A 25,375-nucleotide genomic window follows, 5' to 3' on the forward strand; every position below is an offset into this window, starting at 1 on the left:
GCGCATGAGCATGATCCAGACGGTCACAGGTCCCGTCGACTCCGCGGACCTGGGTATCACCCTGATGCACGAGCACGTCTTCGTGCTCACTCCCGACATCCAGCAGAACTACCCCGACGAGTGGGGCAGCGAGGAGGATCGCGTCGCCGACGCGATCGCCAAGCTGCGGAAGGCTTACGACGCCGGGGTGCGCACGATCGTCGACCCGACGGTGGTCGGGCTCGGCCGCTACATCCCGCGGATCGAACGGATCGCGGAGCAGGTGCCGATCCGGATCGTCGCCGCGACCGGCATATACACCTACGGCGACGTGCCGCGGTACTTCATGTACCGGGGTCCGGCGCTGTCCGAGGCAGCGGGTGTGGACGTGCCGGATCCGATGGTCGACATGTTCGTCCGTGACATCACCGAGGGGATCGCCGGGACAGGGGTCAAGGCGGGGATGCTCAAGTGCGCCATCGATCACCAGGGCCTCACACCCGGTGTGGAACGCGTCATGCGGGCCGTGGCGAAGGCGCACGTCGCCACGGGAACGCCGATCACGGTGCACACTCACCCCGGGACCGAGGCGGGCTGGATAGTCAAACGCGTCATGTGTGACCAGGAGGGCGTCGATCCGTCGCGGATCGTATTGGGCCACAGCGGCGACAGCGACGACTGCGACCATCTCGCGGCCCTCGCCGACGCAGGCTTCGTGCTGGGAATGGACCGCTTCGGCATCAACCTCGAGACGACATTCGAGAAACGCGCCGACACCCTCGTCGAGATGGTCCGCCGGGGCTACGCAGACCGGATGGTGCTGTCGCAGGACGCGTCCTGCTACATCGACTGGATCGACCCCAACGTGTTCGGTCTGCTTCCGCAGTGGCACTACACGCATGTGTTCGACGACGTCTTCCCCTATGTGCTGGAGCGCGGTGTCACCCAGGACCAGATCGACACCATGCTGGTGGATGTGCCGCGGCGCTTCTTCGAAGGGGGCTGACGATGTCGTTCAACCTCGCAGTCATGCTGCGGGAGTCGGCCGACGCTACGCCCGACGCCCCGCTGATCCACTTCATGGGCTCCACGTTCACCTACGCGCAGGTCGACGAAGCCTCGGGGCGCGTCGCCGCGACGCTGCTCGCGGCCGGCCTGGAGACGGGAGACAAGGTAGCCGTTCAGCTTCCGAACCTGCCGCAGTTCCTGTTCGCGTACTTCGGCATCCTCAAGGCGGGCCTGACCATGGTGCCGCTGAACCCGTTGTTCACCGCGCGTGAAGTGGCGTATCACCTGTCGGACAGCGACTCCCGGATGATCATCACGTCCGACTTCTCTGTCCAGGCAGCCCTCGAAGGCGCCGCGGAGGCGGGCGTCAAGGATGTGGTGGCCGTATCCCTCGGTAGCGAGACCCCTTCGGGGGCGAGGTCGTTCGAGACGTTGCTTGTGCAGGAGGACACACGCGACATGGCGCCCACATCGTCGGACGACACGGCTGTGTTGCTGTACACGTCGGGCACGACGGGACGGCCGAAGGGTGCCGAGCTCACGCACTTCGAGCTGTACATGAACTGCACCATAGGCCCGGAGTTGTTCGGTCTGTCGGAAGATGACGTCGCGATGGCCGTGCTGCCGCTCTTCCATGTCTTCGGGCTGTCGAGCGTCCTCAACGCGGGTGTGCGGTACGGAGGCTCGATGGTGCTCGTCCCACGATTCGAGGTGGACGCGGTACTGAACGCGATCGAGCAGCACCGCGTCACCGTGTTCGCCGGGGTACCGACTATGTATGTGTCCCTGCTGCAAGCGGATACCGGCGGGCGGGACCTCTCGTCGTTACGGGCCGCCATATCCGGAGGCGCGTCCATCCCGGGCGACGTGATCCGCGGGTTCGAGGAGAAGTTCGCGGGCGTGGTGATCCTGGAGGGCTACGGGCTGTCCGAGACGGCGAGCACCGCGACCTTCAACATCAATGCGGAGCAGCGCAAGGTGCTGTCGATCGGCAAGCCGATCTGGGGGGTGCAGGCCCGCGTGGTGGACGCAGACGGGGCCGACCTGCCGCGCGGCGCGGATCATGTGGGCGAGATCGTGATTCGTGGGCACAACGTGATGAAGGGCTATTACAAGCGGCCTGAGGACACAGCCGAGGTGATCCGGAACGGCTGGTTCCATACCGGTGACCTCGGATACATGGACGGGGACGGCTACCTCTTCGTCGTGGACCGGGTCAAGGATCTCGTGGTGCGCGGCGGGTACAACGTGTACCCGCGGGAGGTCGAGGAGGTGCTCTACGAGCACCCCGACGTCGTGGAGGCGGCGGTGATCGGGCGGCCCGACGACCGGCTGGGTGAGGAGGTCGTCGCGTATGTCGTCCTGAGGAGGGGCGCGTCCGACGACGACACCGTGCTTGCGGGCTACGCGAAAGAGAAGCTCGCGGCGTACAAGTATCCACGGGAGTACCACTTCGTCGACGAGCTGCCTAAAGGGGCGACGGGCAAGATCCTCAAGCGGGAGCTGCGCGCGGCACCGGACTCGCCGGTCGGATAGGTTGGGGCGATGAGCGACAACTCCAGGGTGGCCTTCGTGCAGGCCACATGGCACCGCAATATCGTCGACCAGGCGCGCGCCGGCTTCACATCGGAGATGGGCCGTCTCGGGTACGGCTCCGACGCGCTCGACTTCTACGAGGTACCCGGAGCGTTCGAGATCCCGCTCACCGCGAAGCTACTCGCGAAATCGGGGAGGTATTCGGCGATCGTCGCGGCCGCGCTGGTCGTGGACGGCGGCATCTACCGGCACGAGTTCGTTGAGGCCGCCGTCGTCGACGGTCTCATGCGCGTGCAGCTCGACACAGATGTCCCGGTGTTCTCCGTGGTACTCACCCCGCACCACTTCCACGAACACAGCGAGCACGTCGAGTACTTCACGCGCCATTTCGTCCTCAAGGGCGAGGAGGGCGCGCGAGCGGTCGATGCGACGCTGAAGGTGCACGCCTCGCTCCCGCGCTGAGCTCCCCGCGGTGACGTGGTGCTCGCGCACCCGAGACGAGGTCGGCTCGACCGGGAGAGGGCGCCGGCTAGAGTCCCGCTCGCGCCGCCAGGACGGCGGCCTGCACGCGGGACTCTGCGCCGAGCTTCGTCAGCACACGTGATACGTGCGTCTTGACCGTGGCCTCGCCGATCGTCAACCGCCGCGCGATCTGCTGGTTCGACAGCCCGGCGCCGAGGCCGGCGAGGACGTCGAGCTCGCGGTCGGTGAGGACGCTCAGATCCGGTCCGGGGTCGACCGGATGCGTGCGCAACGCGGCGACGACGATGCGGGTCACCGCGGGGTCGAGCACCGCGTCGCCGGCAGCGACGGAGAGGGTCGCGCGCACGAGTTCGGCGCCTGCGGCGGACTTGAGCAGGAAGCCCGACGCACCCGCCGACAGCGCGCCGAGGACGTACTCATCGATGTCGAAAGTGGTGAGTACCAGGACCTTCGAATCCGTCTCGCCGACGACGGTGGCCGTCGCCGCGATACCGTCGACGGAGGGCATCCGGACATCCATGAGCACCACGTCGGGCCGCAGTTCCCGCGCGAGCCGGACGGCGCGGGCACCGTCGCCGGCCTCGCCGACCACGGAGATCTGCCCCGAGGCCTCGAGCACCATCCGTAGCCCCTCACGCACCGCCGCGTGGTCGTCGGCGAGCACCACCCGCACGTGGCTCACGGGCGCCGGACCGGGATCTCGGCCGTCACCAGCCAGTCGGCTCCCTCGGGTCCGACGGTGGCGTGGCCGCCCACCGCCTGAGCGCGGATGACCATGTTGCGCATGCCGTTTCCTTCCTGCCATCTAGTGCCGTCGCAGGGCAGCGGGTTGCGGACGGTGACCGCAAGGTCCCGGCCTAGATCCAGGCTCACCCGCACCGGTAGCCCGGGCGCGTGCCTGGTCGCGTTGGCAAGCGCCTCACCGGCGATGCGTGTAGCGACCGCCTCGGCATCTCTGGGCAGACCGTCCGGGACCGGGTCGACGGTGACCTCGGAGCCCACCGTCTGGGCTGCTGTGACCAACGGCGCCAAGGAGTCCCAGCGCGCGGTCGCGGTCTCGTCGCCATCGGCGGAGAGCAGGTCGATCATGTTGCGCATCTCGTCGAGGGCCCGCAGGCTGTTGGCACGGATCGAGGCGACGGTGGGCTGCGGATCGTCCGCCGAACGAGCTGCCTCCGAGAGGACCGCTATCGCCGCGACGTGGCCGGCCACGGTGTCGTGAAGTTCCCGGGCGACCCGGCGTCGCTCCTCGGCGAGTGCTGCGGTGCGTGCGCCTTCTGCGGCGGCGATCTCGGCCCGCGCTGCTCGGCGTGATGCCAGGACCGCCTGCGCGTAGCCGAGCGGCGCCATGAGTAGTGCCAGGCCGACCAGGCCGACCAGGATGCCCACGTGCGGCGAGAACGCCAGCGCGGCGGCCGCCGACAGGCCTGCTGTGGTGACGGTGCTGACTACGGTCACCGTAGTGCGCAGGTGGTCCCCCCCGTGCACGACGGCGATGTAGATGATGTCGGACATCGCGATCCACAGCGGCAGCGATGGTCCGAGGAGCGCGTCCCAAGCCAGCAGAGCGGCCATAGCGGCGAAGGCGGCACCCGGTCGACGGGGTGCCGAGAGTTGCAGTGCCAGTGCGCCGCAGAGTAGCGCGAACTTGACTGGGCCCGGGTACAGGTCGCGATCGACGGCGATCGGGAACGCACCGGCGGCCCAGAGCAGCAGACCGACGGCGAAGGTCCCGAACGCCATCAGGACCGATATCCTCGCGTCGTCTCGGGATCCGGTCATCGCCACCACTACAGCACACGGAGCAGTCGAGCGGGTCCGCCGAACGGGGGATGCGCTTCCGCGGTTCGGGGGACGCGGATTCCGCCGGCCGGCGCGAGGGTGGGGGAGTGAACGCACCCATCGACCCCGTCCTCGGCACCATCGCGGCCTGTGAGGGCGGCTTCTGGGCACTGCTGGCGCTCGGACTCTGCCTGCGGTACCTGCTGCGTCGTCGCCGCATGTCTGTACTCGTGCTCGGTGCGGTGCCCCTGCTGGACGTGGCGCTACTCGTCGCCGTAGGTGTCGACCTGGCCCGGGGCGGCGAGGTGGGCTTCGCGCACCGCCTCGCACCGATCTACCTGGGCTGCACTGTGATGTTCGCCGGGCCGATCATCCGGTGGGCGGACGCGCGGTTCGCGTACCGCTTCGGCGGGGGTCCGATTCCGGCGAAGGTGCCGCCCCGGGGGCCGGAGCGCAGGCGCAAGGAGTGGGTGGACTTCGCGCGGTGGCTCGGAGCGGCCGCGATCGCGACGGCACTCACGCTCGCGCTCGGCTACACGGTCGCGGATGCGCCGCAGCGATCGGGGCTGTTCGGCGTGTTCGGATCCCTGGGGGTCGTGACCGCGATCTGGTTGCTCACGGGTCCGGTGTGGTACTCGGGTCGGTCGTGAGCCGGATCAGGTAGGCGTCCAGGGCGGCGCGGATCCGGCTGGGGGGCAATGGTTGCGCGGAGACGCCTGCGAGCGACAGCCCATCCACGAGTGCGACGGTGCCGCGCACCGTCGCAGCGTCGGACGGGAGCCCGGCACGCTCGAGCGCGATCCGCACGATGGTCGCAGTCTGCTCGGCCATCTCGGTGGCGCACCGGGCCAACGTGGGCCGCGCTGCCGCTGCTGCCGAGAAGGCGAGCCAGACCCTGACCTCCGCGGTCCGCTCGGCGTCCAGCGGTAGCAGCTCGGACAGTAGGTCCGCTAGGCGGTTCACGGTCGGGTCGGCGACGAATGCTTCCCGCTCGGCGAGCAGGCGGGACCCGACGCGCCCTGCCATCGCCTCTGCGGCGGCCTGCAGGATCGCCTCGTGCGAGTCGAAGTAGTGCCGCACCGAGCCGATGGCGAGCCCAGCGTCGGCGGCGACGTTCTTCAGCGTGGCGGCTTCGATACCGCCCACGGAAACGACACGGAACACTGCGTCGACGATATGGGCGCGCCGGGCCTCGGGATCGACGATCTTGGGCATGGGCTCAGCCTAAGGCCGCTACGAGCGGCGCCATAGGATCACCATCGCGACCAGAGCGATCACGATGATCGCCGCCACGATCCCGGCTTTGAGGAGGCGGTCGATCAGTATGTGCCGCAGCACTTCTGAACCGTCGGCGAGTACGAGTGCGGTCACCGTCGGTCCTCCAGGCGGCGGGCGGCTTCGTCGAGCGCAGCGCGGGTCAGGCCGCCACGACGGCGGCTGTAGCCCCGCATCGCACGCGCCGCGGGGGCGCCGTACCGGCGCCGGGCCGCGTCCAGACGGCCGCGTCGTTTGAGCCGGAGGGCGAGCGCGAAGACCACGACGGCCGCCATGCCGACGAGCGCGACGACGATGCCGAAGCGGATGAGCAGCACGTTCAGGACGGTCTCGAGGGAATGGTCGTCAGCAGATAGCAGGAACATGCCAAATAAAATAGCATGTAAGTGCTATAACGTCGAGGGGGATGCGCCACGAGGCGCGACTCGGGCCCACGGAGAGTGGACGTGAGGTTAAGCTCGGCGGTGTGAACGTCGACGTGACACCACTTCCGGGCATCGGCGTCCGGAAGGACTTCGAACTCTCCTCCGGGCGGCGCGTTGGGGTCGTGACCCACCGCGACGGCACCGTCGATCTCATCCTGTCCGAGCAGGACGATCCCGACGCATGCCGCGCGCAGGTGCCACTCTCCAATGAGGAGGCCGCAGTGCTCGGCAACCTGCTCGGCGCGCCGCAGCTGGTCACTCAGCTGCAGGAGGAGCATCGTGGCCTCACGGGGATCAACACGAAGCAGCTGCCGATCCTCGAGGGTTCGCCGTTCGACGGCCGCACGCTCGGCGACACGCAGATGCGCACCCGCACAAAGGTGTCGATCGTCGCGGTGATGCGCGCGGGTCAGGTCCAGCCGTCGCCGGGGCCCGAGTTCACGTTCACCGCGGGGGATGTGCTCGTGATCGTCGGTACGGCTGAGGGGCTCGCCGCCGCCGCCAAGATTCTGCATCACGGGTGACACTCCACGCTGACGAGAACGCGATCGCCCTCCTCGAATTGGGGGCGATCTTCTTCGCACTGGGCTTCCTCGGGCGCGTCGCGGGACGGATCGGCATGTCGCCGATCCCGCTGTACCTGATCGGGGGCGTGGCCTTCGGCCACGGCGGCGTGGTGCCACTCGGTCAGACCTTCGAGTTCAGCCACATCGCCAGCGAGATCGGCGTGGTACTGCTGTTGCTCCTACTGGGTCTCGAGTACACCGCCAGCGAGCTCGTGACGGGCCTTCGCCGATCGTGGATGGCGGGCGTCGTCGACATCGTGCTCAATGCGACGCCGGGCGCGGCGGTGGCGCTGCTGCTCGGTTGGGGGCCTACGGGGGCGCTGGCACTCGCCGGCGTGACGTACATCAGCTCGTCGGGCATCGCGGCCAAAGTGCTGTCCGATCTGGGGCGTCTCGGTAATCGCGAGACGCCTGTGGTGCTGTCGGTGCTGGTGTTCGAGGACCTGGCGATGGCGATCTACCTGCCGATCCTCACCGCGATCCTGGCGGGGGTCGGGCTCTGGGGCGGTGTGCAGGCGCTGGTGGTCGCGGTAGTCGTGATAACCGTGGTGCTCATCGCCGCCCTGCGATACGGCCACTGGGTATCGACTGTGTTGTACAGCCCGGACCGTGAGGTCTTCCTACTCAAGGTGCTGGGTGCGGCCCTACTGGTCGCGGGCGTTGCATCCGCGCTGCAGGTGTCGGCAGCGGTCGGCGCGTTCATGCTGGGCATCGCGATATCCGGCAGCGCGGCGCACAGCGCGGCCAAGCTGCTCGAGCCCCTGCGGGACCTCTTCGCGGCCATGTTCTTCGTCGTCTTCGGGCTGAACACCGATCCGAAGTCGATCCCGCCCGTGCTCGGGTGGGCGATCGCGCTCGCCGCCGTGACGACACTGACGAAGGTGCTGACCGGCTGGTGGGCCGCACGTCAGGCGGGCGTCCGCAGGATGGGGCGTGCGCGGGCCGGCGCCGCGCTCGTCGCACGCGGTGAGTTCTCCATCGTCATCGCGGGCCTTGCGGTCGCCGCAGGCGCGGTCGAGGGGCAGCTCGCGGCCCTCGCCACCACCTATGTCCTCATCATGGCCGTCGTCGGCCCGATCGCCGCCCGCGTCGTCGAGCCCAGCGTCCGTGTCGTCCAGAAGATGGTGCCGGCGCTGCGCTGAGACCGACGTGCTCAGAAGTGTGTTCCGCCGTCGACGCGGACCTCCGTTCCGGTGATGAAGACGCCGTCGTCGCTGGCCAGCATCGCGACGACGCTCGCTACCGTCTCGGCGCCGGCGAAGCCCTTTCCGATCGCCGGGAGCAGCTTTCCCAGCAGTCTGACGTCGATGTCCTGGGGGAAGCCGGGGCCGACACTCTGGCCGCTGCGGCCCGACCCGTCGGTCATGCCCGACGAGATCGAACCGGGCTGCACCGCCGTGAACCGGACGCCCTGCTTGGCGTACTCGGCGGCGAGAGCGTGCGTCATCGACTGGATGCCGCCCTTGCTCGCTGCGTACGCCGCCATGTACGGGTGACCGAACGCCGCAGAGGTCGAGCTGAAGTTGACGACGGCGGCGTGTTGCGACGCGATCAGCGCAGGTAGGGCCTGACGGATCACCAGGAACGTGCCGGTCAGGTTGACGCGAAGGACGCGCTCGAACTGCTCGACCGTCGTGTCGAGGGTGTGCGACGAGCGCAGGATCCCGGCCGCGTTGACGACTACATCGAGGCCGCCCAGCGTCTCGATGGCCGATGCGACTGCCGCGACGACGGACTCCTCATCGGCGACGTCGACCGTCGCGGTGGTCAGACGCGCCGCATCGGCGCCCGCCTTCTCGACGGTGTCCGCGAGACCCGCCTCGCTGATATCCCCCGCCACCACCGTGCCGCCCTCGGCCAGCATGCGCATCACCGTGGCCTGCCCGATCCCGGACCCGCCGCCGGTCACCAGGCAGCGCCGCCCGGCGTATCGGCCCGCGACGATCTGATTCATGTCGGTTCCTCTCTTGGGGCTGACTAGACCCTGCCGGAATGGACACGTGATCGTCCACGGTTCGCCGATCTGAGCTGCGGCCGTCGGCGTCACCAGCTCAGATCGGACCTCGTCGAGCAAGCGGGCGAAGTCGACGGGCCCGACGGTGAGCAGTCACCGGCGGGCCCGTCGTCTCGTGGCGTAGGAGGCTAGTCCAGGTAGTCGCGCAGGACCTGCGACCGGGACGGATGCCGCAGCTTCGACATCGTCTTGGACTCGATCTGGCGGATGCGCTCGCGGGTCACGCCGTAGACCTGGCCGATCTCGTCCAGGGTGCGGGGCTGGCCGTCCGTGAGGCCGAAGCGCAGCCGGACGACGCCGGCCTCGCGCTCGGAGAGCGTGTCGAGAACGGACTGCAGCTGATCCTGCAGCAGGGTGAACGACACGGCGTCCACGGCGACCACGGCTTCGGAGTCCTCGATGAAGTCGCCGAGCTGGCTGTCGCCCTCGTCGCCGATCGTCTGGTCCAGCGATATGGGCTCACGCGCGTACTGCTGGATCTCCAGCACCTTCTCCGGCGTGATGTCCATCTCCTTGGCCAGCTCCTCCGGCGTGGGCTCGCGGCCCAGGTCTTGGAGCAGCTCACGCTGGATGCGGCCGAGCTTGTTGATGACCTCGACCATGTGCACCGGGATGCGGATGGTGCGGGCCTGGTCGGCCATCGCACGGGTGATCGCCTGGCGGATCCACCACGTCGCGTACGTCGAGAACTTGTAGCCCTTGGTGTAGTCGAACTTCTCGACCGCGCGGATCAGGCCGAGATTGCCCTCCTGGATCAGATCCAGGAACGCCATGCCGCGGCCCGTGTAGCGCTTGGCCAGAGACACGACGAGGCGCAGGTTGGCCTCGAGCAGGTGGTTCTTGGCGCGGTTACCGTCGCGCGCGATCCAGTTCATGTCGCGACGCGTACCGATCGGTGGCTTCTCGCCGCGCGCGGCCCACTCGTTGATCTTCTGCACCGCGAACAGGCCGGCCTCGATCCGCTTGGCGAGCTCGACCTCCTCCTCGGCATTCAGAAGGGCGACCTTGCCGATCTGCTTGAGGTATGCGCGCACCGAGTCCGCCGATGCGGTGAGCTCGGCGTCCTTGCGGGCCTGCCGGAGCGCTTCGGACTCCTCCTCGTCCCAGACGAAGTCGCCGGAGGCCTTGTCCTTCTCGGACGGCTCCTCGACCTCGTCCTCCGCGTCGGCGGGGGAGGGCTTCTTGACCGCGCTCGCCTTGTCGGGCTCCTCAGAAGCCTCTTCCTCGTCCAGCGAGACGTCTTCGTCAGCGAGGTCGCCGGCCGCGGGTTCGCCGTCGAACTCGGCGTCCTCCTCGTTCTCGCCCTCGGGACCCGTCGCCGACGCCGTCGCCTTCTTCGCGCCGGCCTTCTTGGCCGTCGCATTCGTGGCCGCGGCCTTCTTGGCGGTCTTCTTCGCCGCGGTCTTGGCCGGAGCCTTCTTCGCTGCCGTCTTCTTCGCCGCCGCCTTCTTGGCCGGAGCCTTCTTAGCGACGGTCTTCTTAGCGGGGGCCTTCTTCGCGGGAGCCTTCGCCGGTGCCGCATCGCCGGTCGCGGTCACCGAGCCCGCCGCGCCATCCGTCGCCGGCTGCGCGGCCGAACTGGTCTCAGTCGCTACCACTTACGCCCTTTCCTACCGATGTGTTCTGCGCGGACCTCGGTCCGCCCAACGCAGCGACAGACGTGGCCGAGAGCGTGCGTGTGCGAAGTCGTGAGGTCCGGGGATGTTCCCGGCCGGGGACGCCGGGACCACCATTGTAACGATCCGGGCGTGACCTCGGTGCACCGCTCCGCGCGGCGCGCCTGTCAGCGAGCCGGTAGGGAGGCCATGGCGGCGCCGACGATGCCCGCCGTATTCAGCAGTTTCGCAGGAACGACGGGGGTGGTCACCTCCAGCAGCGGGATCCACTTGTCGGACTTTCGGCTGATGCCGCCGCCCACGATGATCAGGTCCGGCCACAGCAGCTTCTCGTACTCGCGGATCACCCGCGAGAGGTGCACGGCCCACTTCTCGTACGACCAGCCCTTGCGCTCCTTCACCGAGCTGGCGGCGCGGTGTTCGGCCTCCTTGCCGTCGACCTCGAGGTGGCCCAGCTCGGTGTTGGGCACGAGCGTTCCGCGATAGAGCAGAGCGGAGCCGATCCCGGTTCCGAGCGTCAGCAGCAGCGTGACGCCGTCCTTGTCATGGCCCGCGCCGTATCGGTCCTCTGCCAGACCGGCTGCGTCCGCGTCGTTGACGACGGTCACCTGCGCGCCCAGCGTCTCGCTGAACAACTCGTCCGCGTTCGTGCCGATCCACCCCGCGTCGATGTTCGCGGCGCTGCGCACGGTACCCCCGGTCACGACCGCGGGAACCGTGATGCCGAGCGGACCTGTCCACCCGAAGTGAGCGACGACCTCCCGAACCGCTTCCGCGCACGCCCCCGGAGTAGCGGGGTGCGGGGTCAACACCTTGAAACGGTCGCCGACCAGCTCGCCCGTCTCCATGTCCACGACACCGCCCTTGATGCCGCTGCCACCGATGTCTACGCCGAAACCATGGTTGTCGCTCATGACCTTCCCAGCTCCTCGGGTCGCTTTGCCGGCACAGAGTAGGGCCGGAGGGATCCACCGGCGCGCCGCGCGGCGTGTCGGTCGGTCGTCAAGTTACTCCGGATTGTGGTGCGATGTAGGTCGTGAGTCCGCATGCCGATTTGGAAGACACAGCCGTCACGATCGTCCGCGAGGCCGCGGCCCGCGCCGCCGCCCGCCGCGCCGAGGTCTTCGGCGCGGGCGGCTACACCGCGCCGTCGGGCGAGGAGATCACCGGGGAGGCTTCGCCGGGCCCGGTCCGGACGAAGTCCACGCCCACCGACCCGGTCACCGTAGTCGACACGGAGACCGAGGATTTCGTGCGCGCGCGGCTCGGAGAACTGCGTCCGGGCGAGGCGATCCTGGGTGAAGAGCAGGGCGCGACCGAGCGTCCCGCTCCGGGGGCCGTGCGCTGGGTGGTCGACCCGATCGACGGCACCGTCAACTTCATGTACGGCGTCCCCGCGTATGCGGTCTCGCTGGCCGCACAGATCGACGGCGTGTCCGTGGCCGGGGCCGTCGCCGACATCGCGAGCGGCGCCCTGTACTCCGCGAGCCGGGGCGGTGGTGCGCGCGAGATCGCCCCCGACGGCGCGGTGCGCGACCTGCGCGTCAACTCCCTCGACGATCCCGGGCTCGCGCTCGTCGCGACGGGGTTCGGCTATCACCCCGAGCGGCGCGCGCGCCAGGGCGCGATCCTCGCGCAGCTGCTGCCCCGGGTGCGAGACGTCCGGCGTATCGGCTCGGCGGCACTCGATCTGTGCATGGTCGCAGCGGGCCGCGTCGACGCGCACTACGAGCACGGCCTGAGCCCGTGGGACTGGGCGGCCGGCGCCCTCATCGCGGACGAGGCGGGGGCGCGTGTCGTGCTACCCGGCCCCGACAGCACCAGCGCCGACGGCGAACTCACCCTCGTCGCCGTGCCGGGCGTCGCCGACGCGTTCGCCCAGCTGTTGCGCGCTGCGGGCGGATACGAGGCGCTGCCGCAGACCTGACACCGGTCGCTCAGCTGCAGTTCTGGTTGTGCACGGCGGCGATGAGCGCTGGATTGGCGCCGCCGTCGGGCGCGCCGGCGGCTGCCGCACGCAGGGTCCGGAGCACCTCCTGCGCATCCGCGGACGGGTCGATGCCGTTGAAGTAGGTGCCGATCACCAGGTCGACCGAGTTGTCCTTCCGGCCGTCGTTGATCAGCTGCGCGCACGGCGCCGCGATCCACACGCCCGCAGCCGCGGTCTTGCCGGCGTCGCCGAACCGCACTTGCGCCTGGCACGCCATGTCGTGGTTGTAGTGCGTGTCGTCGCCGTAGCCGCCGGTCGCGGGGGTGGTGAACCCGTAGTCCTTGAGCTTCGCCAGGACCTCCTGGGCGCGACCGTTCTGGTCCGATGCGTTGAGCACACGCACATTGGTGTTCGCCAGCGGCGCAGGTTTCACGGACACCATGTCGCCGGGCGGTACGACGTCGAACCGCGTCGACGCGGGCGCCTTCGCGGTCGTTGCGCCTGCGGCCCCGGGGCGTGGCGCCGCCGAGGCGGACGCTGGCGCGGCGGGCGTCGGGCACGTGACCGGGGCGGCCGCCTCGGTACGCCGCGACAGCGCGACGCCCCAGGTGATCACCCCGGCGACCGCGAGCACGATCACCAGAATAAGGACCGGGTACGCGTTGCGGCGCCGCCACGGCTCGCCCCTGCGGTCCTGGTCGCGGCCGATTGCGGTGATCTGTGAAACCACGCGGCCAGTGTAGGGCCCGAGACCGGGAATCATCGGGAGGGTCGTCGCGTTGCAGGCTGCATCGCCGTAGACCTCGGCGATCTTCGGGCACAACCCGTGACAATGAAAAAGGGATCGGCTACACTTCGGGCCGCTCAGCGGACCGGGGCCCACCGGAACCGATGATCTCGGGCTATTCGGGCGGGTCGCAGCAAGGATGGGGATCATTAATGGCTACTGATTACGACGCTCCGCGTCGGACTGAATCCGACGAGATGTCGGAAGACTCCCTGGAGGAGCTGAAGGCGCGCCGAAACGAGGCACAGTCGGGCTCCGTAGACGTCGACGAGGGCGAGACCGCCGAGTCGTTCGAACTGCCCGGCGCGGACCTGTCGGGTGAGGAACTGTCAGTGCGAGTCGTGCCCAAGCAGGCGGACGAGTTCACCTGCACGAGTTGTTTCCTCGTGTACCACCGCAGCCGGCTGGCTGTGGAGAACGGCAACCAGCTCATCTGCGTCGACTGCGCCTGACGGCGAACGGCGACGCGCTGGCGAGTGGTTCAGCTCAGCGCGGTCGCCGTGGGGATATGGGCGAGCACCCGATCGGGGTGCCTCGTCGACACCATCCAGTAGGGGGTGGGGTCGTCGGGATCGTCCAGCACTAGAACCACGAGGGTCTTCACCCACGACCGGTGGAACAGATAGGCGGCGGGGTCGAGCTGCCGGCCGAGCGCCGCGCTCTTCGCGCTCGCAGGCACCGCGGCCGCCCGAGAGATCAACTCCACCGGAAGGTGGGCATCACCGGCCCACACCTCTCCATCCCGGACCTGGACCTGCGCGCGGCCCATACTGAACAACAGCACCGCCGCCAGCGCGCCGAGCACCGCGTACACCGCCCAGACCCAAGCAGAGCCGCGCGCGGCGATCTGCACCTCGTAACCGATCAGCGCCACGGCGATGGCAGCCGCCGGCCACCACTGCCACGGCACGTAGAGGCGCTCACGGTAAGTCGAATCCACGGTCCCAAGCGTAGTCTCCTCGCCATGACGCCCCGGATACCCCTGTTGCGCCTCGACGCCGGACTGCCCATGCCCGAACGGGCTCATCCCGGTGACGCCGGCGTGGACCTGTACTCCGCCGTCGACATCACCCTCGCGCCCGGAGACCGTGCGTTGGTCGGTACCGGGGTGGCGCTCGCGCTCCCTCTGGGCACGGTCGGGCTCGTGCATCCGCGGTCCGGTCTCGCGGCCCGCCACGGCCTCACGGTTGTGAATACGCCGGGCACCATCGACGCCGGCTACCGCGGCGAGATCAAGGTGTGTCTACTGAACACGGACCGCGACACCCCCATCGATATCGCGCGCGGCGACCGGATCGCGCAGTTGTTGGTGCAGCGGGTCGAGCTACCGGAATTCGAGGAGGTCGACTCGCTCGACGAGACCGCACGCGGGGCAGGCGGTTACGGCTCTAGCGGGGGACACGCGAGCCTCGACGGGACCGCGTCGACGACTGCGTAGCTAAACTCGACTGCGCGCGGGACCAGCCCGCGGGCAGCCAACGTCAAGGAGCTTTCATGGCCTTCGGTCGACGCAAGTCCGGCAAGGGCGGCGCGTCCAACGTGGACCCGTACGCCGAGATCGGGCAGCCTGAACGGGCACACCACCCGACGGTGCCGACCGAGCAGGAGACGAAGGTTCTGGGCTCGGGCGAGGGGCCGTACGATCTCGACCAACTCGAGGATGCCGAGGCGCTCGGCGACGGCCGCTTAGACCTGGGTTCGATGGTGCTCGCCATGCCACCTGAGGCGCAGATGCAGGTCGAGATGGGTCCGGACGGGCTCCCAATGGTGGTGCACATCGACACCCAGTTCGGCCGCATCACGCCGGGGGTGTTCGCTGCCCCGCGCTCCGGCGGGCAGTGGCGTGAGGTGGTCACAGAGATCGCCGACTCGCTACGGGATCAGGGTGCGCAGGTCACCATCGAGGACGGTCACTGGGGGCGTGAGGTGCTCGGTCGCAGCCCCGGCGTGCTGGTGCGCTTCATCGGCGCCGAGGGGCCGCGATGGATGACCCGCTTCGTCGTCACGGCACCCGAGGGCAGCGAACCGCAGGCCGCGCAGATCGCGCGCGCGATGCTCGCGGAGACCGTGATCCGGCGCGGTAACGAGCCCAGGCCCGCTCGCGACAATCTCGAGATCTCCCTTCCCGCAGACCTTCTAGCGCATCTGCAGGCCGCCGTGGCCGAGCAGCAGGCGCAGGCGGAGGCGGAGGCCGCTCAGCAGGCGCCCGCCGCCCTGCGCCAGCCCAGCCAGGACCGGCTCACTCAGGGATCGGCCCTGTCCCGGCTCCAGCAGGGGCGCAACTAGAGCGCGCCTAGGGCCTCGCGGCCCAGCCCAGCGCCTTGGCGGCGACGCGCCCCAGGACGGCCGGATCACCGCCCAGCTCTGCCAGCTCGACGGTGAGCGCGGTCGCGGCCGGGATGGCCGAGGCCCATTCGTCCGCCACGGCCGCGGGATGCACAGCGTCGCCGCGAGCGCCGATCACGACAGTCGGCGTATGCACCCGGGCGAGCTCGACGCCCGTCGGGCCCGGGCACGCGGCCGCCTCGCGGAGAGCGGGGGACAGGAAGGCGCCGTGGGCCGCCCACGAGCGACTGAGCTCGCGCGCTAGCCAACCCGGGCTCGATGACCGCATCCGTGCCGTCGCCTCGACGGGCCCGACGGCGTCGACGGTGTCCGCGGTGACCCGTGCGGCGAGTGCGGCAGGCGTATCCGGTGCCGTCGGGCCCGTCCACGGCGGCAGCGCGAGCACCAGGCCCGCGACGCCCGCACCGCACCGCTCCGCGGCCCACCGCGAGCCGATCACAGAGCCCAGGGACACGCCGCACACCACCACCGGGCCGAGGGCCGCGGCATCGTCGAGGGCGGACCGGTATGCAGCCTCCACCGAGGGCGGCCGTGCGTCGACGGCTAGCACACGCGCGCAGAGCGCGGTGAGGGGCGCGTACGCGCGGCGCACGAAGTCGCCGTCGGAGCCCGACCCGGGCAGCAGCACGGCGGTGGCCGCCGAGAAATCAGACGTCACATCCCTCATCCTGCCGGACGTCCACGGCGACTACTGTGGGCGGCTGTGACCGAAGAGAACGGACCCGAGCCGCCGCTGAAGGACCAGGTCCTCGCCCAGATGGGCGGCTGGCAGGGCCTCGTCTATTCGACCCTGCCCGTCGCGGCCTTCGTACCGGCCAACGCGATCGGCGGTCTCGGCTGGGGCGCCGGTGTCGCTCTCGGCGTGGCGGCTGTGATCCTGGTGGTCCGTCTCGTCACCCGCAGCAGCGTGCAGCCCGCCGTGAGCGGATTCTTCGGGGTGGGGATCTGTGTCGTGATCGCGTTCGCCATCGGCAGCGCCAAGGGCTATTACCTCTACGGCATCGTCACGCAGGCGGTGCTCGCCGTCGCGTTTCTGGTGTCGGTCATCGTGCGACGCCCACTCGTCGGTGTCCTGTGGAACATGCTCGAGATCGGCGGCAAGCGGCACACCGACCGGGATTGGCGCGCCGTGCCCCGTGAGCGTCGCGCATACGACGCGCTGACGATCTTGTGGACGCTGGTGTTCGCCGTGCGCTTCGTGGTGCAGGGGCTGCTGTACCAGTCCGACCGGACGGGCTGGCTGGGTATCGCTCGAATCGTCATGGGCTGGCCCATGTTCGGGGTATGCCTGTTGGTGACGTATGCGGTGGCCCGGCAGCTCACCGGCGCCGGGAGCGGAGCGAGCGGGCCGGGTGATTCCGGCGCCGGGAGCGGAGCGAGCGGGTCGGGTGATTCGGGCGCCGGGAGCGGAGCGAGCGGGCCGGATACGACCGGCGGCCCGAGGTGAGCGAAGGGCGCGAGCTGGAGCTCGTCGCTGGTCGGCCCGCGCACGGCGGCTTCACGGTAGCGCGCACCGACGGCCAGGTCGTGTTCGTGAGCGGCGCGCTGCCGGGTGAGCCGGTGCGCGCGCGAGTCACGGAGACCAGGAAGTCTTTTCTGCGCGCGACGGTGACAGAGGTCCTGACACCCTCGCCGCACCGCGTCGACGAGGCGTGCCCCGCTGCCGCGGCAGGCGCCGGGTGCTGCGACCTCTCGTTCGCCGAACCCGCCTACGCGCGCGAGCTGAAGTCCGAGGTCCTCGCGGATGTGCTCGGCCGGATCGGGCGGTTCGCGCCGGGCGCCGTCGATACGGCCGTGATCCCGGTGACGCCGGGGATGGACGCGGGATGGCGGACCCGGGCGCGGCTTGCCGTAGGGCGCGGGGGAGAGCTCGGCTGGCGCGCTGCGCGGAGCCACGATCTGGTCGCCGAGCCACACTGTCGGCAGTTGGTGTCCGGGCTCGTCGACGGGCTTACGGACTTGGAGCACGGCGCGCCCGAGTTGGTCGTCGCCCGCGACGACGACGGTGTGCGGCACGCCGTGCTCGGCTCGCCCGCACGGCGCGGGAGCTGGGCCGCCCAGTTGCTGGTCGACGGGAGCGGTATCACGCGCCAGCGCGTCGGGACGCGGCAGTTCGACGTCCCCGTGACCGCGTTCTGGCAGGCCCACCGGGACGCGGTCGCCGCGTATACCGCGCTGGCCGCGCGCTGGGTGCCCCCTGACGTGCACGTGTGGGATCTGTACGGCGGGGTCGGGGTGTTCGCGTCGGCCCTGACCGAGCGGGGCGGGAGCGCGGAGGTCGTGGAGACGTCGCCGGACGCCGTGCGCGCGGGGCGGCGGGCGTTCGAGGGCGCGCCGGTCCGGTTCCTGCGATCCGGCGTCGCCGAGGCGTTGCCCCGACTGCGTCGCCCCGGCGCGGTCGTGCTCGATCCGCCCCGAGCGGGGGCGGGCGCCGAGACGGTCCGGGCGATCGCGGCGGCGCGTCCGGCGGACGTGGTGCACGTCGGGTGCGATGCGGCCGCGTTCGCGCGCGATCTCCGGCTATGGCACGACGCCGGGTACGCCGCCCGCGAGGTCGTGGCGTTCGACGCGTTCCCGGGGACTCACCACCTCGAGGTGATGGCGCACCTCACTCCGGGCGCGGCCCCGTAAAGTGGCGAGCACGTTCGTTGAAGGTGTACACACGACCAAAGCCCAAGGATCCACCGGCGGTGATAGGAGAACACGAGGCACATGGACGTGCTGAAGACCATCGACTCCCCCGGGGACCTGCGCAAGCTGGATCAGGCCGCCCTCACGCAGCTAGCTGCCGAGATCCGAGAGTTCCTGGTGGAGAAGGTGTCCGCGACCGGCGGCCACCTGGGCCCCAACCTGGGAGTCGTGGAGCTCACGATGGCTCTGCACCGCGTGTTCGACTCGCCGATCGACCCCATCCTGTTCGACACCGGCCATCAGGCGTACGTCCACAAGATCCTGACGGGTCGCCGCGACTCGTTCGACTCACTTCGGCAGCGCAACGGCCTGTCCGGGTACCCGTGCCGAGCCGAGTCCGAACACGACTGGACGGAGTCGTCCCACGCCTCGGCCGCGCTGTCGTACGCGGACGGTCTCGCAAAGGCCTTCGGACTCGCCGGTGAGTCGCGCACGGTCGTGGCGGTCGTCGGCGACGGGGCTCTGACAGGCGGTATGTGCTGGGAGGCGCTCAACAACATCGCCGCGTCCGAGCGGCCCGTGGTGATCGTGGTCAACGACAACGGGCGGTCTTATGCACCGACCATCGGCGGGCTGGCGACGCACCTTGCGGGACTCCGAACGACGCCGGCCTACGAGCAGTTCCTCGAGCAGGGGCGGCGTCACGTGCGGAACCTGCCCGTCGTGGGGCAGCCCGCGTACTCGCTGCTGCACGGCATGAAGGCCGGGATCAAGGACATGGTCAGCCCGCAGGCGATGTTCGCCGACCTCGGCTTGAAGTACGTGGGCCCGGTGGACGGGCACGACGAGGCGGGGCTCGAGTCTGCGCTACGGCGTGCCAAGGACTTCGGGGGCCCCGTCGTGGTGCATGCGATCACCCGCAAGGGGATGGGCTACGAGCACGCCGAGAACCACGAGGCGGATCAGATGCACAGCATCGGGGTCAACGACCCCGCCACGGGACTGTCGAAGTCGAGCCCGGGCGGCCGGGATTGGACGGCGGTGTTCGCCGAGGAGTTGGTCGCGCACGGCGAGAGGCGTTCGGACATCGTCGCTTTGACGGGCGCGATGGCGGAGCCGACCGGCGTGGCGCCGTTCGGGGTGAAATTCCCCGACCGCATGTACGACGTCGGCATCGCCGAGCAACACGCCCTCACCTCGGCTGCGGGGTTGGCTCTCGGTGGCATGCATCCCGTCGTCGCCCTCTACTCGACCTTCCTCAACCGCGCGTTCGACCAGTTGCTGATGGACGTCGCGCTCCTGCGGCAGCCGGTGACGCTGGTGTTGGACCGATCCGGCGTCACGGGCCCAGACGGGGCCTCCCACCACGGGATGTGGGATCTCTCCCTCGCGTCGGTGGTACCCGGACTGCGGGTCGCGGTGCCCCGGGACGGTAGGCGGCTGCGGGAGGAATTCGCGGAGGCACTGGACGTCTCCGACGGCCCGACGCTGCTGCGCTACCCCAAGGGCGCGGTGCCCGCGGACTTGACGGCCGTGCGGCGGCTCGACGACGGCGTCGACGTCCTCGTGGCCGACGCCACCGCGACCGACGTGCTCGTGGTAGCTGTCGGTCCGTTCGCACACATGGCCGTCGACGTCGCCGAGCGCCTGCGCGGGCAGGGGATCGGTGCGACGGTGGTCGACCCGCGTTGGGTGCTGCCCGTGCCGGCGTCGATCGCGGAGCTGGCCCGCGGCCATCGGCTGGTCGTCACGCTGGAGGACTCGGGCGTCGCGGGCGGCATCGGAGCCGCCGTGTCGGCGTCGCTGCAGCGCGCCGACGTGGACACACCTGTGCGCGTTTTCGGCGTAGCGCAGCAGTTCCTCGACCACGGCTCGCGCGGCGAGCTCCTGGGCGAACTGGGACTCACCGCCGCCGACGTCGCCGTAGCGGTGACGGAGAAGCTCTCGGCGCACGGTAAGACGGTCCAGGCTGTGCAGGATGCCGGCGTGGCGCAGCGGAGCAGCTTCCTGCCGCAGTAGCAGCAGTCAGTCGCGCACGCTGAGGATGAGGGTGTCCGCGATATCACCGGCGAACGCCTCCGGGGCTCCGTCGTCGCCGGACAGGTAACGCAGGAGGGCCCGCTGGAACAGGCCGTCCATGATCGCGTACGTGATCTCCGGGCCGGCTGCGGGCTGCGAGCCCCGGAGCTCGGCGAAGCGCTCCACGACACGCAGCAACATAGCGCCGATGCTGCGGTCGATGTCGGCGATGCTGCGGGCGAACTCCGGGTCGTACATCGCGTGTGTGCGCAGGTCGTACCAGAGCCGGTGGAGGTGGCCCTCGTCGCGCAGTGTCACCGCCATGACTGCGGCCACTCCCGACTCGAACGACCGGGCGTCGGGTGCGTGCTCTAGTACCTCGTCGAAGCGGTGTACGCACCCCGCCTTGTACAGGCGCACGCACTCGGTCGCGAGGTCGGTGACGTCGGTGAACGCGCCGGCGAGATCCGCGGGATCGATGCCGGACCGTGCCGCGAGTTCGTCCAGCGTCGAGCGCGAGTAGCCCAGTTCGGCCAGCGGCCCCAGGGCGCGGTTCGCGAGAGTGACACGCCTGACGTCGGTCTCGCCGGCGTCGGGATCGACTGCCGGATCTGCAGAGTGGGGCATTGCTGCTCCTCCTTCTCGAATCCGTTACAGGCTACGTGCCTCGCGTCGCCTCCTTGACCACCCGATCCGCCAAATGAGCGACCTGGGGGTCCTCGCGGAGGACGAGGATGCGGAGCCACAGCGCGCCCATCGCGGGCACGAAGAGGTCGCGGGCGTCGGTATCGGCGATCTCGCCACGGCCCACCGCCCGGTCCAGGACGGTCTGCTCGATCGCCGCGCGTTCCCCGAGCACGTTCCGCGCGAACGCGGTGATGGCGGGGTTGCTGTCCGTGATCGTCGCGGCGGCGATACTGCGGCCCGTCGGGCTGGTCAGGATGTCGGCGACCTGGTTCAGGAGGGCCTCGACGTCGCCACGCAGCGAGCCCGTGTCGGGCGTGTCGAGCCTGGTCAGGTGCGACTCCCGGACCGAATCGGCGATCAACTCGTCCTTACCGGGCCACCACCGGTAGATGGTCGTCTTGTTCACGCCCGCCGCCGCGGCGACCCCCTCGATGGTCAGTCCGTCGTACCCGCGTTCGGTGAGTATCCGCAGGGTCGCGGCGTGGATCTCGGTGGCGCGGCGTGGGGCGGGCATGTGCCTCATAGTACCCCTGAATACAACGCAACGGTGCGTTGTATTTCTGTCGAGTCGCCGCTACCGTCGGCTCCATGACCACGACAACGACAGCGACGCCGGACGAGCGCACAGCGGTACTGCCGCGCGTGGACGATGCCGTCGCCGCCGCGCGATCCTCCACGGGAGCGTGGGCCGGGCTGACCGCCGCTCGACGCCGCCACCACCTGCTCCAGTGGAAACGAGAGATGTATCGAACGCGCGATGAGATCCGCGCGATCCTCCGCGACGAGGCGGGCAAGGTTCACTTCGACGCGACGCTCGAGCTGACGATGGCTCTACACCATCTCGACTGGGCGGCTCGCAGTGCGGGGCGGGTACTCGCGCCGGAGCGTGTGCGCCCGGGCATGATGATGCTCGATCACGAGACGTCGATTGAGCGGCGACCATACGGGGTCGTCGGGGTGATCGGCCCGTGGAACTATCCGGTGTACACGCCGCTCGGCTCGATCTCGTATGCACTGGCGGCGGGTAATGCGGTCGTGTTCACACCCAGCGAGTACGCGACGTGTGCTGCCGAGTGGCTCGGGCGGACGTTCGCCGACGCCACGGGCCTGGACGACGTGTTCCGTGTCGTGCCAGGAGGTCCGGCGGCGGGATGCGCTCTGACGTCGAGCGACGTCGACAAGGTGGCGTTCACCGGGTCGGCGGCGACGGGTCGGCTCGTGATGGCGGCGTGCGCCGAGCGTTTGATCCCGGTCGTGATGGAACTCGGTGGCAAGGATGCGGCGATCGTGGCTGACGATGCGGACATCTCGGCCGCCGTCGATGCGATCCTCTGGGGCGCGACGATGAATGCGGGGCAGTCGTGTGCGGGAATCGAGCGGGTGTACGTGGTCGAGGAGGTCGCGGACGAATTCACGAGGATTCTCACCGAACGTGCCCGAGATCTGAGGGCCGGAGTCGATTACGGAGCGATGACGATGGAGCGGCAGGCGGGGATCGTCGCACGTCATATCGGTGCCGCTGTGGCGGACGGCGGCCGCGCTCTGGTCGGCGGTCCGCAGTCGGTGCGGGGGAGGCTCGTCGACCCGGTGATCCTCGCCGATGTTCCCGAGGAATCGGTGGCCGCCCGGGACGAGACGTTCGGTCCGACTCTCATCGTTGCCGTCGTTCCGGACGTCGCGACGGCGATCGTGCGGGCCAACGCGGTCGATACCGGTCTCGGCGGGGCCGTCTTCAGTCGTCGCCGTGGTCGCCAGATCGCGCGCGGTCTCGGCGTCGGCATGGTTGCGATCAACGATGTGGTCAGCTTCGGTGCGACCCCGGCCCTGCCGTTCGGAGGCCGCGGCGCATCCGGGTTCGGCCGCATCCACGGCGTAGACGGTCTGCGCGAGTTCACGTACCCCGTCGCCGTGTCGAGACGGAGGGCGCTGCATCTGCCATCCCGTGCGAGCACGCACCGGCGCCATGCGTGGGACGTGCCGTCGCTCCACGCACTCCTGTGTCTGGTCGGACGCCGATGACAGCGAAGGGGGCCCGCCGCTATCCTGCGGCGTTCGCGCTGCTGGCCGCCTGGGCGGTGCATGACGCGGAGGAGTACATACGTGCGGATAACGTTGAGCGACTGAGGTTCTCGTCGCCCGTCGATGCCTCGTCGCTGCGGCGCGCGATCCCGCTGATGGGCGCGGTCGTCGCTACGGCGAGCGTGCGGGGCTGGGTGACGGACGGTCGTTCGCCCACGTACCAGGCCGCCGTCGCGGCCTTCGGGCTACACGGCTTCTCCCACCTCGCGATCTCGGCGGTCAACCGCGGGTACGCCCCGGGCGTCGCCACTGTGCTGCCGGTCGTACTGCCCTACGCCTGGTGGGCGTGGCGGGACCTCGCAGGTCGTGACCGGATGTCGACCGGACGGGCGGTGGCTGCGGGCGTGGCGTTCGCCGTGACTGCCGTCGCGGGGTGCCATGCGGCTACCGCGGGCGTCACTCGGCGGCGTCGAGGGCTGCCGCCAACGCGTCCACGGTGAGGGCGCGCTGCCACGGGCGGGCGCCGGCATCGCGGAGTGCGTCATCGACGATGCGAGAGGGGTCGGTGTGCGGAGCGTCCCCGTCGGAGGTGAACGGCCAGGACCAGCAGAGCTGCCGCACCGCGTCGGGTGGCAGCAGGTTCTCGACCGGGAGCTCATGTTCCTCGGCGATCGTCGCCAGCGCGGCACGCGCTGCGGTGAGGCGCTCGGCCGCCTCGGGGTGATTGCGGCTCCAACGGTTTCCCGCCGGAATCGGGGGGCGTGGCCCGTGTAGCGGCGGGAGCTGCTTGTCCGGCAGGGCGTTCGCCCGCTCTATCGCGCCCATCCATCGCTTGGCCGTGCGTCTCATGCGCGGCCCGCCGAACACAGGCAGCGCCGTCAGCTCCTCCTCGGTCGCGGGGTTGACGGTGGCGGCGTTGACGATGGCGGCGTCGGGCAATGTGCGTCCAGGCGCGACATCGCGCTTGGCAGCGAGCTCGTCCCGGGCGACCCACAACTCGCGGGCGCGTGCCAGCTGGCGGCGGTTGCGGAGCCCGTGCAGGCCGCTCGTGCGGCGCCACGGGTCGATCCGCGGTGGGGGATCGGGGCGCAGACGTACCGCCTCGAATTCCTGACGCGCCCACTCGAGTTTCCCCGCGTCCTCGAGCCGGATGAGAGTCTCGTCCCGCAGGTCGATGAGGAGCTCTACATCGAGGGCGGCGTAGGTGAGCCAGTCGTCCGGGAGCGGGCGCTTGCTCCAGTCGGCCGCACCGTGTCCCTTCGCTAGCAGGTAGCCCGTGTAGGCCTCGGTCATCGCGGCGAGGTTCACGCGCGGCTCGCCCAGCAGCCGACCGGCCAGCTCGGTGTCGAACAGCTCGTCGCACACGAAGCCCGCCTCACGCAGCGAGGGCAGGTCCTGGTCCGCGGCGTGCAGGATCCACTCGACTCCCCGCAACGCGTCGGCGACGGGACCGAGGGCGTCGGGCTCGTGGACGGGATCGATGAGGAACAGCCCGGAGCCGGTGCGCTTGATCTGGATCAGATATGCGCGCGACGAGTAGGTGAAGCCCGACGCGCGTTCGGTGTCGAGCGCGACGGGCCCCGTGCCGGCGGCGAGAGCCTCGGCGCAGCGCACGAATTCGCCGGCGCTGGTGAGCGGCTGCGGGACTCCTTCATAGGGCTCCGCGAGCTCGATCGACACTATTGGACCGGCCCCAACCTGGCGACGCCCTCAGGCGGAAGTCCGGCGGCCATCGCCAGCACGCTGGCGAACGATTCGACGTGGCCCGCGAGATTCGAGCTGGTGGCGGTCCACGACGCGCGCAGTTCCAGTTGGTGCGCCCGCGGCGGGCCGGAGATGTCGCCGTACCGCACCGACGACGTCGCGGTCACCGTGCCGCCGAGTGCGGTGACCTCCTCGCCGCGTTCGGCGAGGGCATCCGTCAGCCAGCTCCACGCCACCTCGGGTAACAGGGGATCGGCCGCGAGTTCCTCGTCCACGTCGGACTGCACATAGGCGACGAGTCGCATCAGGCCGTTCCACGCCTCGTGGCCCTGCGGGTCGTACAGCAGGATCAGGCGGCCGAACGTCTCGCCGTCCGAGTGCTCGGCGACGGTCTCGGTCTGCGCCGAGCGCACCTCGGCGCCGATCGCGTAGCTGTACGGGGCCAGCCGTTGCGGGGGTCTGATGGACCCGATCTCGATCTCGGAGCGGACGGAGGCGGCATGCATCGAATCGATGGCGTCGCGAAAGGGCTCGGGGTCGGGCCCAGCTCCAGGTTGGCTCACATCTC

30 protein-coding genes are annotated in these 25,375 nt (G+C 69.8%); 15 read left to right on the forward strand and 15 right to left on the reverse strand.

Annotation, left to right across the window (positions count from 1 at the left end):
* The first annotated feature begins 4 nt into the window (after positions 1-4).
* Genes P0W64_RS00405 through P0W64_RS00415 form a run of 3 tightly spaced genes read left to right on the forward strand, consistent with a single transcriptional unit; the run spans position 5 to position 2,985 of the window.
* Positions 5-985, forward strand: a complete 981-nt coding sequence (locus tag P0W64_RS00405) for a phosphotriesterase-related protein (RefSeq protein WP_275478069.1) — start codon at positions 5-7, stop codon at positions 983-985.
* A 2-nt stretch (positions 986-987) separates the two neighbouring features.
* Positions 988-2,523, forward strand: coding sequence for a long-chain fatty acid--CoA ligase (locus P0W64_RS00410; RefSeq protein WP_275478070.1), 1,536 nt, complete (start codon positions 988-990; stop codon positions 2,521-2,523).
* Positions 2,524-2,532: 9 nt separating this feature from the next.
* Complete coding sequence (locus tag P0W64_RS00415) at positions 2,533-2,985, forward strand: 6,7-dimethyl-8-ribityllumazine synthase (protein ID WP_275478071.1); 453 nt, start codon at positions 2,533-2,535, stop codon at positions 2,983-2,985.
* Between the two features lie 67 nt (positions 2,986-3,052).
* Here P0W64_RS00415 and P0W64_RS00420 read toward each other — a convergent pair whose 3' ends face one another.
* Positions 3,053-3,688, reverse strand: a complete 636-nt coding sequence (locus P0W64_RS00420) for a response regulator transcription factor (RefSeq protein ID WP_275478072.1) — start codon at positions 3,686-3,688, stop codon at positions 3,053-3,055.
* A complete protein-coding gene (locus tag P0W64_RS00425; protein WP_275478073.1) occupies positions 3,685-4,788 on the reverse strand; it encodes a histidine kinase in 1,104 nt (367 codons plus the stop codon). Before P0W64_RS00425 ends, P0W64_RS00420 begins: the two co-directional genes overlap by 4 nt.
* A 107-nt stretch (positions 4,789-4,895) precedes the next feature.
* On the opposite strand from P0W64_RS00425, the gene P0W64_RS00430 reads away from it, so the two are divergent.
* Positions 4,896-5,438 carry a hypothetical protein gene (locus P0W64_RS00430; protein WP_275478074.1) on the forward strand — a complete coding sequence of 181 codons (543 nt, stop codon included), beginning with the start codon at positions 4,896-4,898 and terminating at the stop codon, positions 5,436-5,438.
* Here the strand turns inward: P0W64_RS00430 and P0W64_RS00435 are convergent.
* The 3 genes from P0W64_RS00435 to P0W64_RS00445 are packed head-to-tail and all read right to left on the reverse strand — an operon-like array spanning position 5,404 to position 6,428.
* Positions 5,404-6,003, reverse strand: coding sequence for a TetR/AcrR family transcriptional regulator (locus P0W64_RS00435; RefSeq protein WP_275478075.1), 600 nt, complete (start codon positions 6,001-6,003; stop codon positions 5,404-5,406). The genes P0W64_RS00430 and P0W64_RS00435 overlap by 35 nt on opposite strands.
* Positions 6,004-6,021: 18 nt before the next feature.
* Entirely contained in the window at positions 6,022-6,159 is a 138-nt protein-coding gene (locus P0W64_RS00440; RefSeq protein WP_275478076.1) for a hypothetical protein, read from the reverse strand.
* Positions 6,156-6,428, reverse strand: coding sequence for a hypothetical protein (locus P0W64_RS00445; protein ID WP_275478077.1), 273 nt, complete (start codon positions 6,426-6,428; stop codon positions 6,156-6,158). The genes P0W64_RS00440 and P0W64_RS00445 overlap by 4 nt, the downstream gene beginning before the upstream one ends.
* Positions 6,429-6,529: 101 nt before the next feature.
* Here P0W64_RS00445 and P0W64_RS00450 point away from each other — a divergent pair, with 101 nt between their 5' ends.
* Entirely contained in the window at positions 6,530-7,012 is a 483-nt protein-coding gene (locus tag P0W64_RS00450) for a cation:proton antiporter regulatory subunit (RefSeq protein ID WP_275478078.1), read from the forward strand.
* Positions 7,009-8,196 (forward strand): cation:proton antiporter, encoded by a 1,188-nt coding sequence (locus P0W64_RS00455; RefSeq protein ID WP_275478079.1) that lies wholly within the window; start codon positions 7,009-7,011, stop codon positions 8,194-8,196. The genes P0W64_RS00450 and P0W64_RS00455 overlap by 4 nt, the downstream gene beginning before the upstream one ends.
* Before the next feature lie 11 nt (positions 8,197-8,207).
* Here P0W64_RS00455 and P0W64_RS00460 read toward each other — a convergent pair whose 3' ends face one another.
* The 3 genes from P0W64_RS00460 to P0W64_RS00470 all read right to left on the reverse strand — a co-directional run bounded on the left by P0W64_RS00460 (position 8,208) and on the right by P0W64_RS00470 (position 11,598).
* A complete protein-coding gene (locus P0W64_RS00460; RefSeq protein WP_275478080.1) occupies positions 8,208-9,008 on the reverse strand; it encodes an SDR family NAD(P)-dependent oxidoreductase in 801 nt (266 codons plus the stop codon).
* 188 nt (positions 9,009-9,196) lie between these two features.
* Positions 9,197-10,666 carry an RNA polymerase sigma factor gene (locus P0W64_RS00465; protein ID WP_275478081.1) on the reverse strand — a complete coding sequence of 490 codons (1,470 nt, stop codon included), beginning with the start codon at positions 10,664-10,666 and terminating at the stop codon, positions 9,197-9,199.
* Between the two features lie 185 nt (positions 10,667-10,851).
* Positions 10,852-11,598 carry an ROK family protein gene (locus tag P0W64_RS00470; protein WP_275478082.1) on the reverse strand — a complete coding sequence of 249 codons (747 nt, stop codon included), beginning with the start codon at positions 11,596-11,598 and terminating at the stop codon, positions 10,852-10,854.
* A 140-nt stretch (positions 11,599-11,738) separates the two neighbouring features.
* Between P0W64_RS00470 and P0W64_RS00475 the strand changes: the two genes are divergently transcribed.
* Positions 11,739-12,611 carry an inositol monophosphatase family protein gene (locus P0W64_RS00475; protein WP_275478083.1) on the forward strand — a complete coding sequence of 291 codons (873 nt, stop codon included), beginning with the start codon at positions 11,739-11,741 and terminating at the stop codon, positions 12,609-12,611.
* 10 nt (positions 12,612-12,621) lie between these two features.
* On the opposite strand, the gene cei is transcribed toward P0W64_RS00475, so the two are convergent.
* Positions 12,622-13,344 (reverse strand): envelope integrity protein Cei, encoded by a 723-nt coding sequence (gene cei, locus P0W64_RS00480; RefSeq protein WP_275478084.1) that lies wholly within the window; start codon positions 13,342-13,344, stop codon positions 12,622-12,624.
* A 209-nt stretch (positions 13,345-13,553) separates the two neighbouring features.
* On the opposite strand from cei, the gene P0W64_RS00485 reads away from it, so the two are divergent.
* A complete protein-coding gene (locus P0W64_RS00485) occupies positions 13,554-13,853 on the forward strand; it encodes a DUF4193 domain-containing protein (protein WP_275478085.1) in 300 nt (99 codons plus the stop codon).
* Between the two features lie 29 nt (positions 13,854-13,882).
* Here P0W64_RS00485 and P0W64_RS00490 read toward each other — a convergent pair whose 3' ends face one another.
* On the reverse strand, positions 13,883-14,341 hold the full coding sequence (locus tag P0W64_RS00490; RefSeq protein ID WP_275478086.1) for a DUF3093 domain-containing protein: 459 nt from the start codon (positions 14,339-14,341) through the stop codon (positions 13,883-13,885).
* Between the two features lie 24 nt (positions 14,342-14,365).
* On the opposite strand from P0W64_RS00490, the gene dut reads away from it, so the two are divergent.
* A complete protein-coding gene (gene dut / locus P0W64_RS00495; RefSeq protein WP_275478087.1) occupies positions 14,366-14,839 on the forward strand; it encodes a dUTP diphosphatase in 474 nt (157 codons plus the stop codon).
* A 56-nt stretch (positions 14,840-14,895) separates the two neighbouring features.
* Positions 14,896-15,687 carry a DUF3710 domain-containing protein gene (locus tag P0W64_RS00500; RefSeq protein WP_275478088.1) on the forward strand — a complete coding sequence of 264 codons (792 nt, stop codon included), beginning with the start codon at positions 14,896-14,898 and terminating at the stop codon, positions 15,685-15,687.
* 7 nt (positions 15,688-15,694) lie between these two features.
* Here the strand turns inward: P0W64_RS00500 and P0W64_RS00505 are convergent, their stop codons facing one another.
* Positions 15,695-16,405 (reverse strand): alpha/beta hydrolase, encoded by a 711-nt coding sequence (locus P0W64_RS00505; RefSeq protein ID WP_275478089.1) that lies wholly within the window; start codon positions 16,403-16,405, stop codon positions 15,695-15,697.
* 45 nt (positions 16,406-16,450) lie between these two features.
* Here P0W64_RS00505 and P0W64_RS00510 point away from each other — a divergent pair, with 45 nt between their 5' ends.
* From P0W64_RS00510 to dxs, 3 genes are all read left to right on the forward strand, one after another.
* Entirely contained in the window at positions 16,451-17,194 is a 744-nt protein-coding gene (locus tag P0W64_RS00510; protein ID WP_275478090.1) for a DUF3159 domain-containing protein, read from the forward strand.
* Positions 17,191-18,378 (forward strand): TRAM domain-containing protein, encoded by a 1,188-nt coding sequence (locus P0W64_RS00515; protein WP_275478091.1) that lies wholly within the window; start codon positions 17,191-17,193, stop codon positions 18,376-18,378. Before P0W64_RS00510 ends, P0W64_RS00515 begins: the two co-directional genes overlap by 4 nt.
* 81 nt (positions 18,379-18,459) lie before the next feature.
* Entirely contained in the window at positions 18,460-20,397 is a 1,938-nt protein-coding gene (dxs, locus tag P0W64_RS00520; protein WP_275478092.1) for a 1-deoxy-D-xylulose-5-phosphate synthase, read from the forward strand.
* Positions 20,398-20,403: 6 nt separating this feature from the next.
* Here the strand turns inward: dxs and P0W64_RS00525 are convergent, their stop codons facing one another.
* Positions 20,404-21,024: a TetR family transcriptional regulator C-terminal domain-containing protein gene (locus P0W64_RS00525; RefSeq protein ID WP_275478093.1), complete on the reverse strand. Its 621-nt coding sequence runs from the start codon at positions 21,022-21,024 to the stop codon at positions 20,404-20,406.
* A gap of 31 nt (positions 21,025-21,055) precedes the next feature.
* On the reverse strand, positions 21,056-21,598 hold the full coding sequence (locus P0W64_RS00530) for a TetR/AcrR family transcriptional regulator (RefSeq protein ID WP_275478094.1): 543 nt from the start codon (positions 21,596-21,598) through the stop codon (positions 21,056-21,058).
* 74 nt (positions 21,599-21,672) lie between these two features.
* On the opposite strand from P0W64_RS00530, the gene P0W64_RS00535 reads away from it, so the two are divergent.
* Positions 21,673-23,103, forward strand: coding sequence for an aldehyde dehydrogenase family protein (locus P0W64_RS00535; protein WP_275478095.1), 1,431 nt, complete (start codon positions 21,673-21,675; stop codon positions 23,101-23,103).
* Complete coding sequence (locus tag P0W64_RS00540) at positions 23,100-23,603, forward strand: HXXEE domain-containing protein (RefSeq protein WP_275478096.1); 504 nt, start codon at positions 23,100-23,102, stop codon at positions 23,601-23,603. The genes P0W64_RS00535 and P0W64_RS00540 overlap by 4 nt, the downstream gene beginning before the upstream one ends.
* Here P0W64_RS00540 and P0W64_RS00545 read toward each other — a convergent pair.
* Together P0W64_RS00545 and P0W64_RS00550 are read right to left on the reverse strand one after the other, a co-directional pair.
* Positions 23,560-24,783 (reverse strand): HRDC domain-containing protein, encoded by a 1,224-nt coding sequence (locus P0W64_RS00545; RefSeq protein ID WP_275478097.1) that lies wholly within the window; start codon positions 24,781-24,783, stop codon positions 23,560-23,562. The two genes, P0W64_RS00540 and P0W64_RS00545, sit on opposite strands and share 44 nt — an antisense overlap.
* On the reverse strand, positions 24,783-25,370 hold the full coding sequence (locus tag P0W64_RS00550) for a DUF3000 domain-containing protein (RefSeq protein WP_275478098.1): 588 nt from the start codon (positions 25,368-25,370) through the stop codon (positions 24,783-24,785). Before P0W64_RS00550 ends, P0W64_RS00545 begins: the two co-directional genes overlap by 1 nt.
* Positions 25,371-25,375 lie beyond the last annotated feature (5 nt).

Source organism: Tsukamurella sp. 8F (assembly GCF_029167375.1).
Lineage (GTDB): Bacteria > Actinomycetota > Actinomycetes > Mycobacteriales > Mycobacteriaceae > Tsukamurella.

Bases quoted from the DNA above. Each gene is read 5' to 3' on its own strand.
- P0W64_RS00485 (WP_275478085.1), top strand. From the start codon at position 13,554: ATGGCTACTGATTACGACGCTCCGCGTCGGACTGAATCCGACGAGATG.
- P0W64_RS00470 (WP_275478082.1), bottom strand. From the start codon at position 11,598: ATGAGCGACAACCATGGTTTCGGCGTAGACATCGGTGGCAGCGGCATC.
- P0W64_RS00445 (WP_275478077.1), bottom strand. From the start codon at position 6,428: ATGTTCCTGCTATCTGCTGACGACCATTCCCTCGAGACCGTCCTGAAC.
- P0W64_RS00410 (WP_275478070.1), top strand. From the start codon at position 988: ATGTCGTTCAACCTCGCAGTCATGCTGCGGGAGTCGGCCGACGCTACG.
- dxs (WP_275478092.1), top strand. From the start codon at position 18,460: ATGGACGTGCTGAAGACCATCGACTCCCCCGGGGACCTGCGCAAGCTG.
- dut (WP_275478087.1), top strand. From the start codon at position 14,366: ATGACGCCCCGGATACCCCTGTTGCGCCTCGACGCCGGACTGCCCATG.
- P0W64_RS00425 (WP_275478073.1), bottom strand. From the start codon at position 4,788: ATGACCGGATCCCGAGACGACGCGAGGATATCGGTCCTGATGGCGTTC.
- P0W64_RS00535 (WP_275478095.1), top strand. From the start codon at position 21,673: ATGACCACGACAACGACAGCGACGCCGGACGAGCGCACAGCGGTACTG.
- P0W64_RS00540 (WP_275478096.1), top strand. From the start codon at position 23,100: ATGACAGCGAAGGGGGCCCGCCGCTATCCTGCGGCGTTCGCGCTGCTG.
- P0W64_RS00415 (WP_275478071.1), top strand. From the start codon at position 2,533: ATGAGCGACAACTCCAGGGTGGCCTTCGTGCAGGCCACATGGCACCGC.
- P0W64_RS00405 (WP_275478069.1), top strand. From the start codon at position 5: ATGAGCATGATCCAGACGGTCACAGGTCCCGTCGACTCCGCGGACCTG.
- P0W64_RS00530 (WP_275478094.1), bottom strand. From the start codon at position 21,598: ATGCCCGCCCCACGCCGCGCCACCGAGATCCACGCCGCGACCCTGCGG.
- P0W64_RS00460 (WP_275478080.1), bottom strand. From the start codon at position 9,008: ATGAATCAGATCGTCGCGGGCCGATACGCCGGGCGGCGCTGCCTGGTG.
- P0W64_RS00435 (WP_275478075.1), bottom strand. From the start codon at position 6,003: ATGCCCAAGATCGTCGATCCCGAGGCCCGGCGCGCCCATATCGTCGAC.
- P0W64_RS00525 (WP_275478093.1), bottom strand. From the start codon at position 21,024: ATGCCCCACTCTGCAGATCCGGCAGTCGATCCCGACGCCGGCGAGACC.
- P0W64_RS00500 (WP_275478088.1), top strand. From the start codon at position 14,896: ATGGCCTTCGGTCGACGCAAGTCCGGCAAGGGCGGCGCGTCCAACGTG.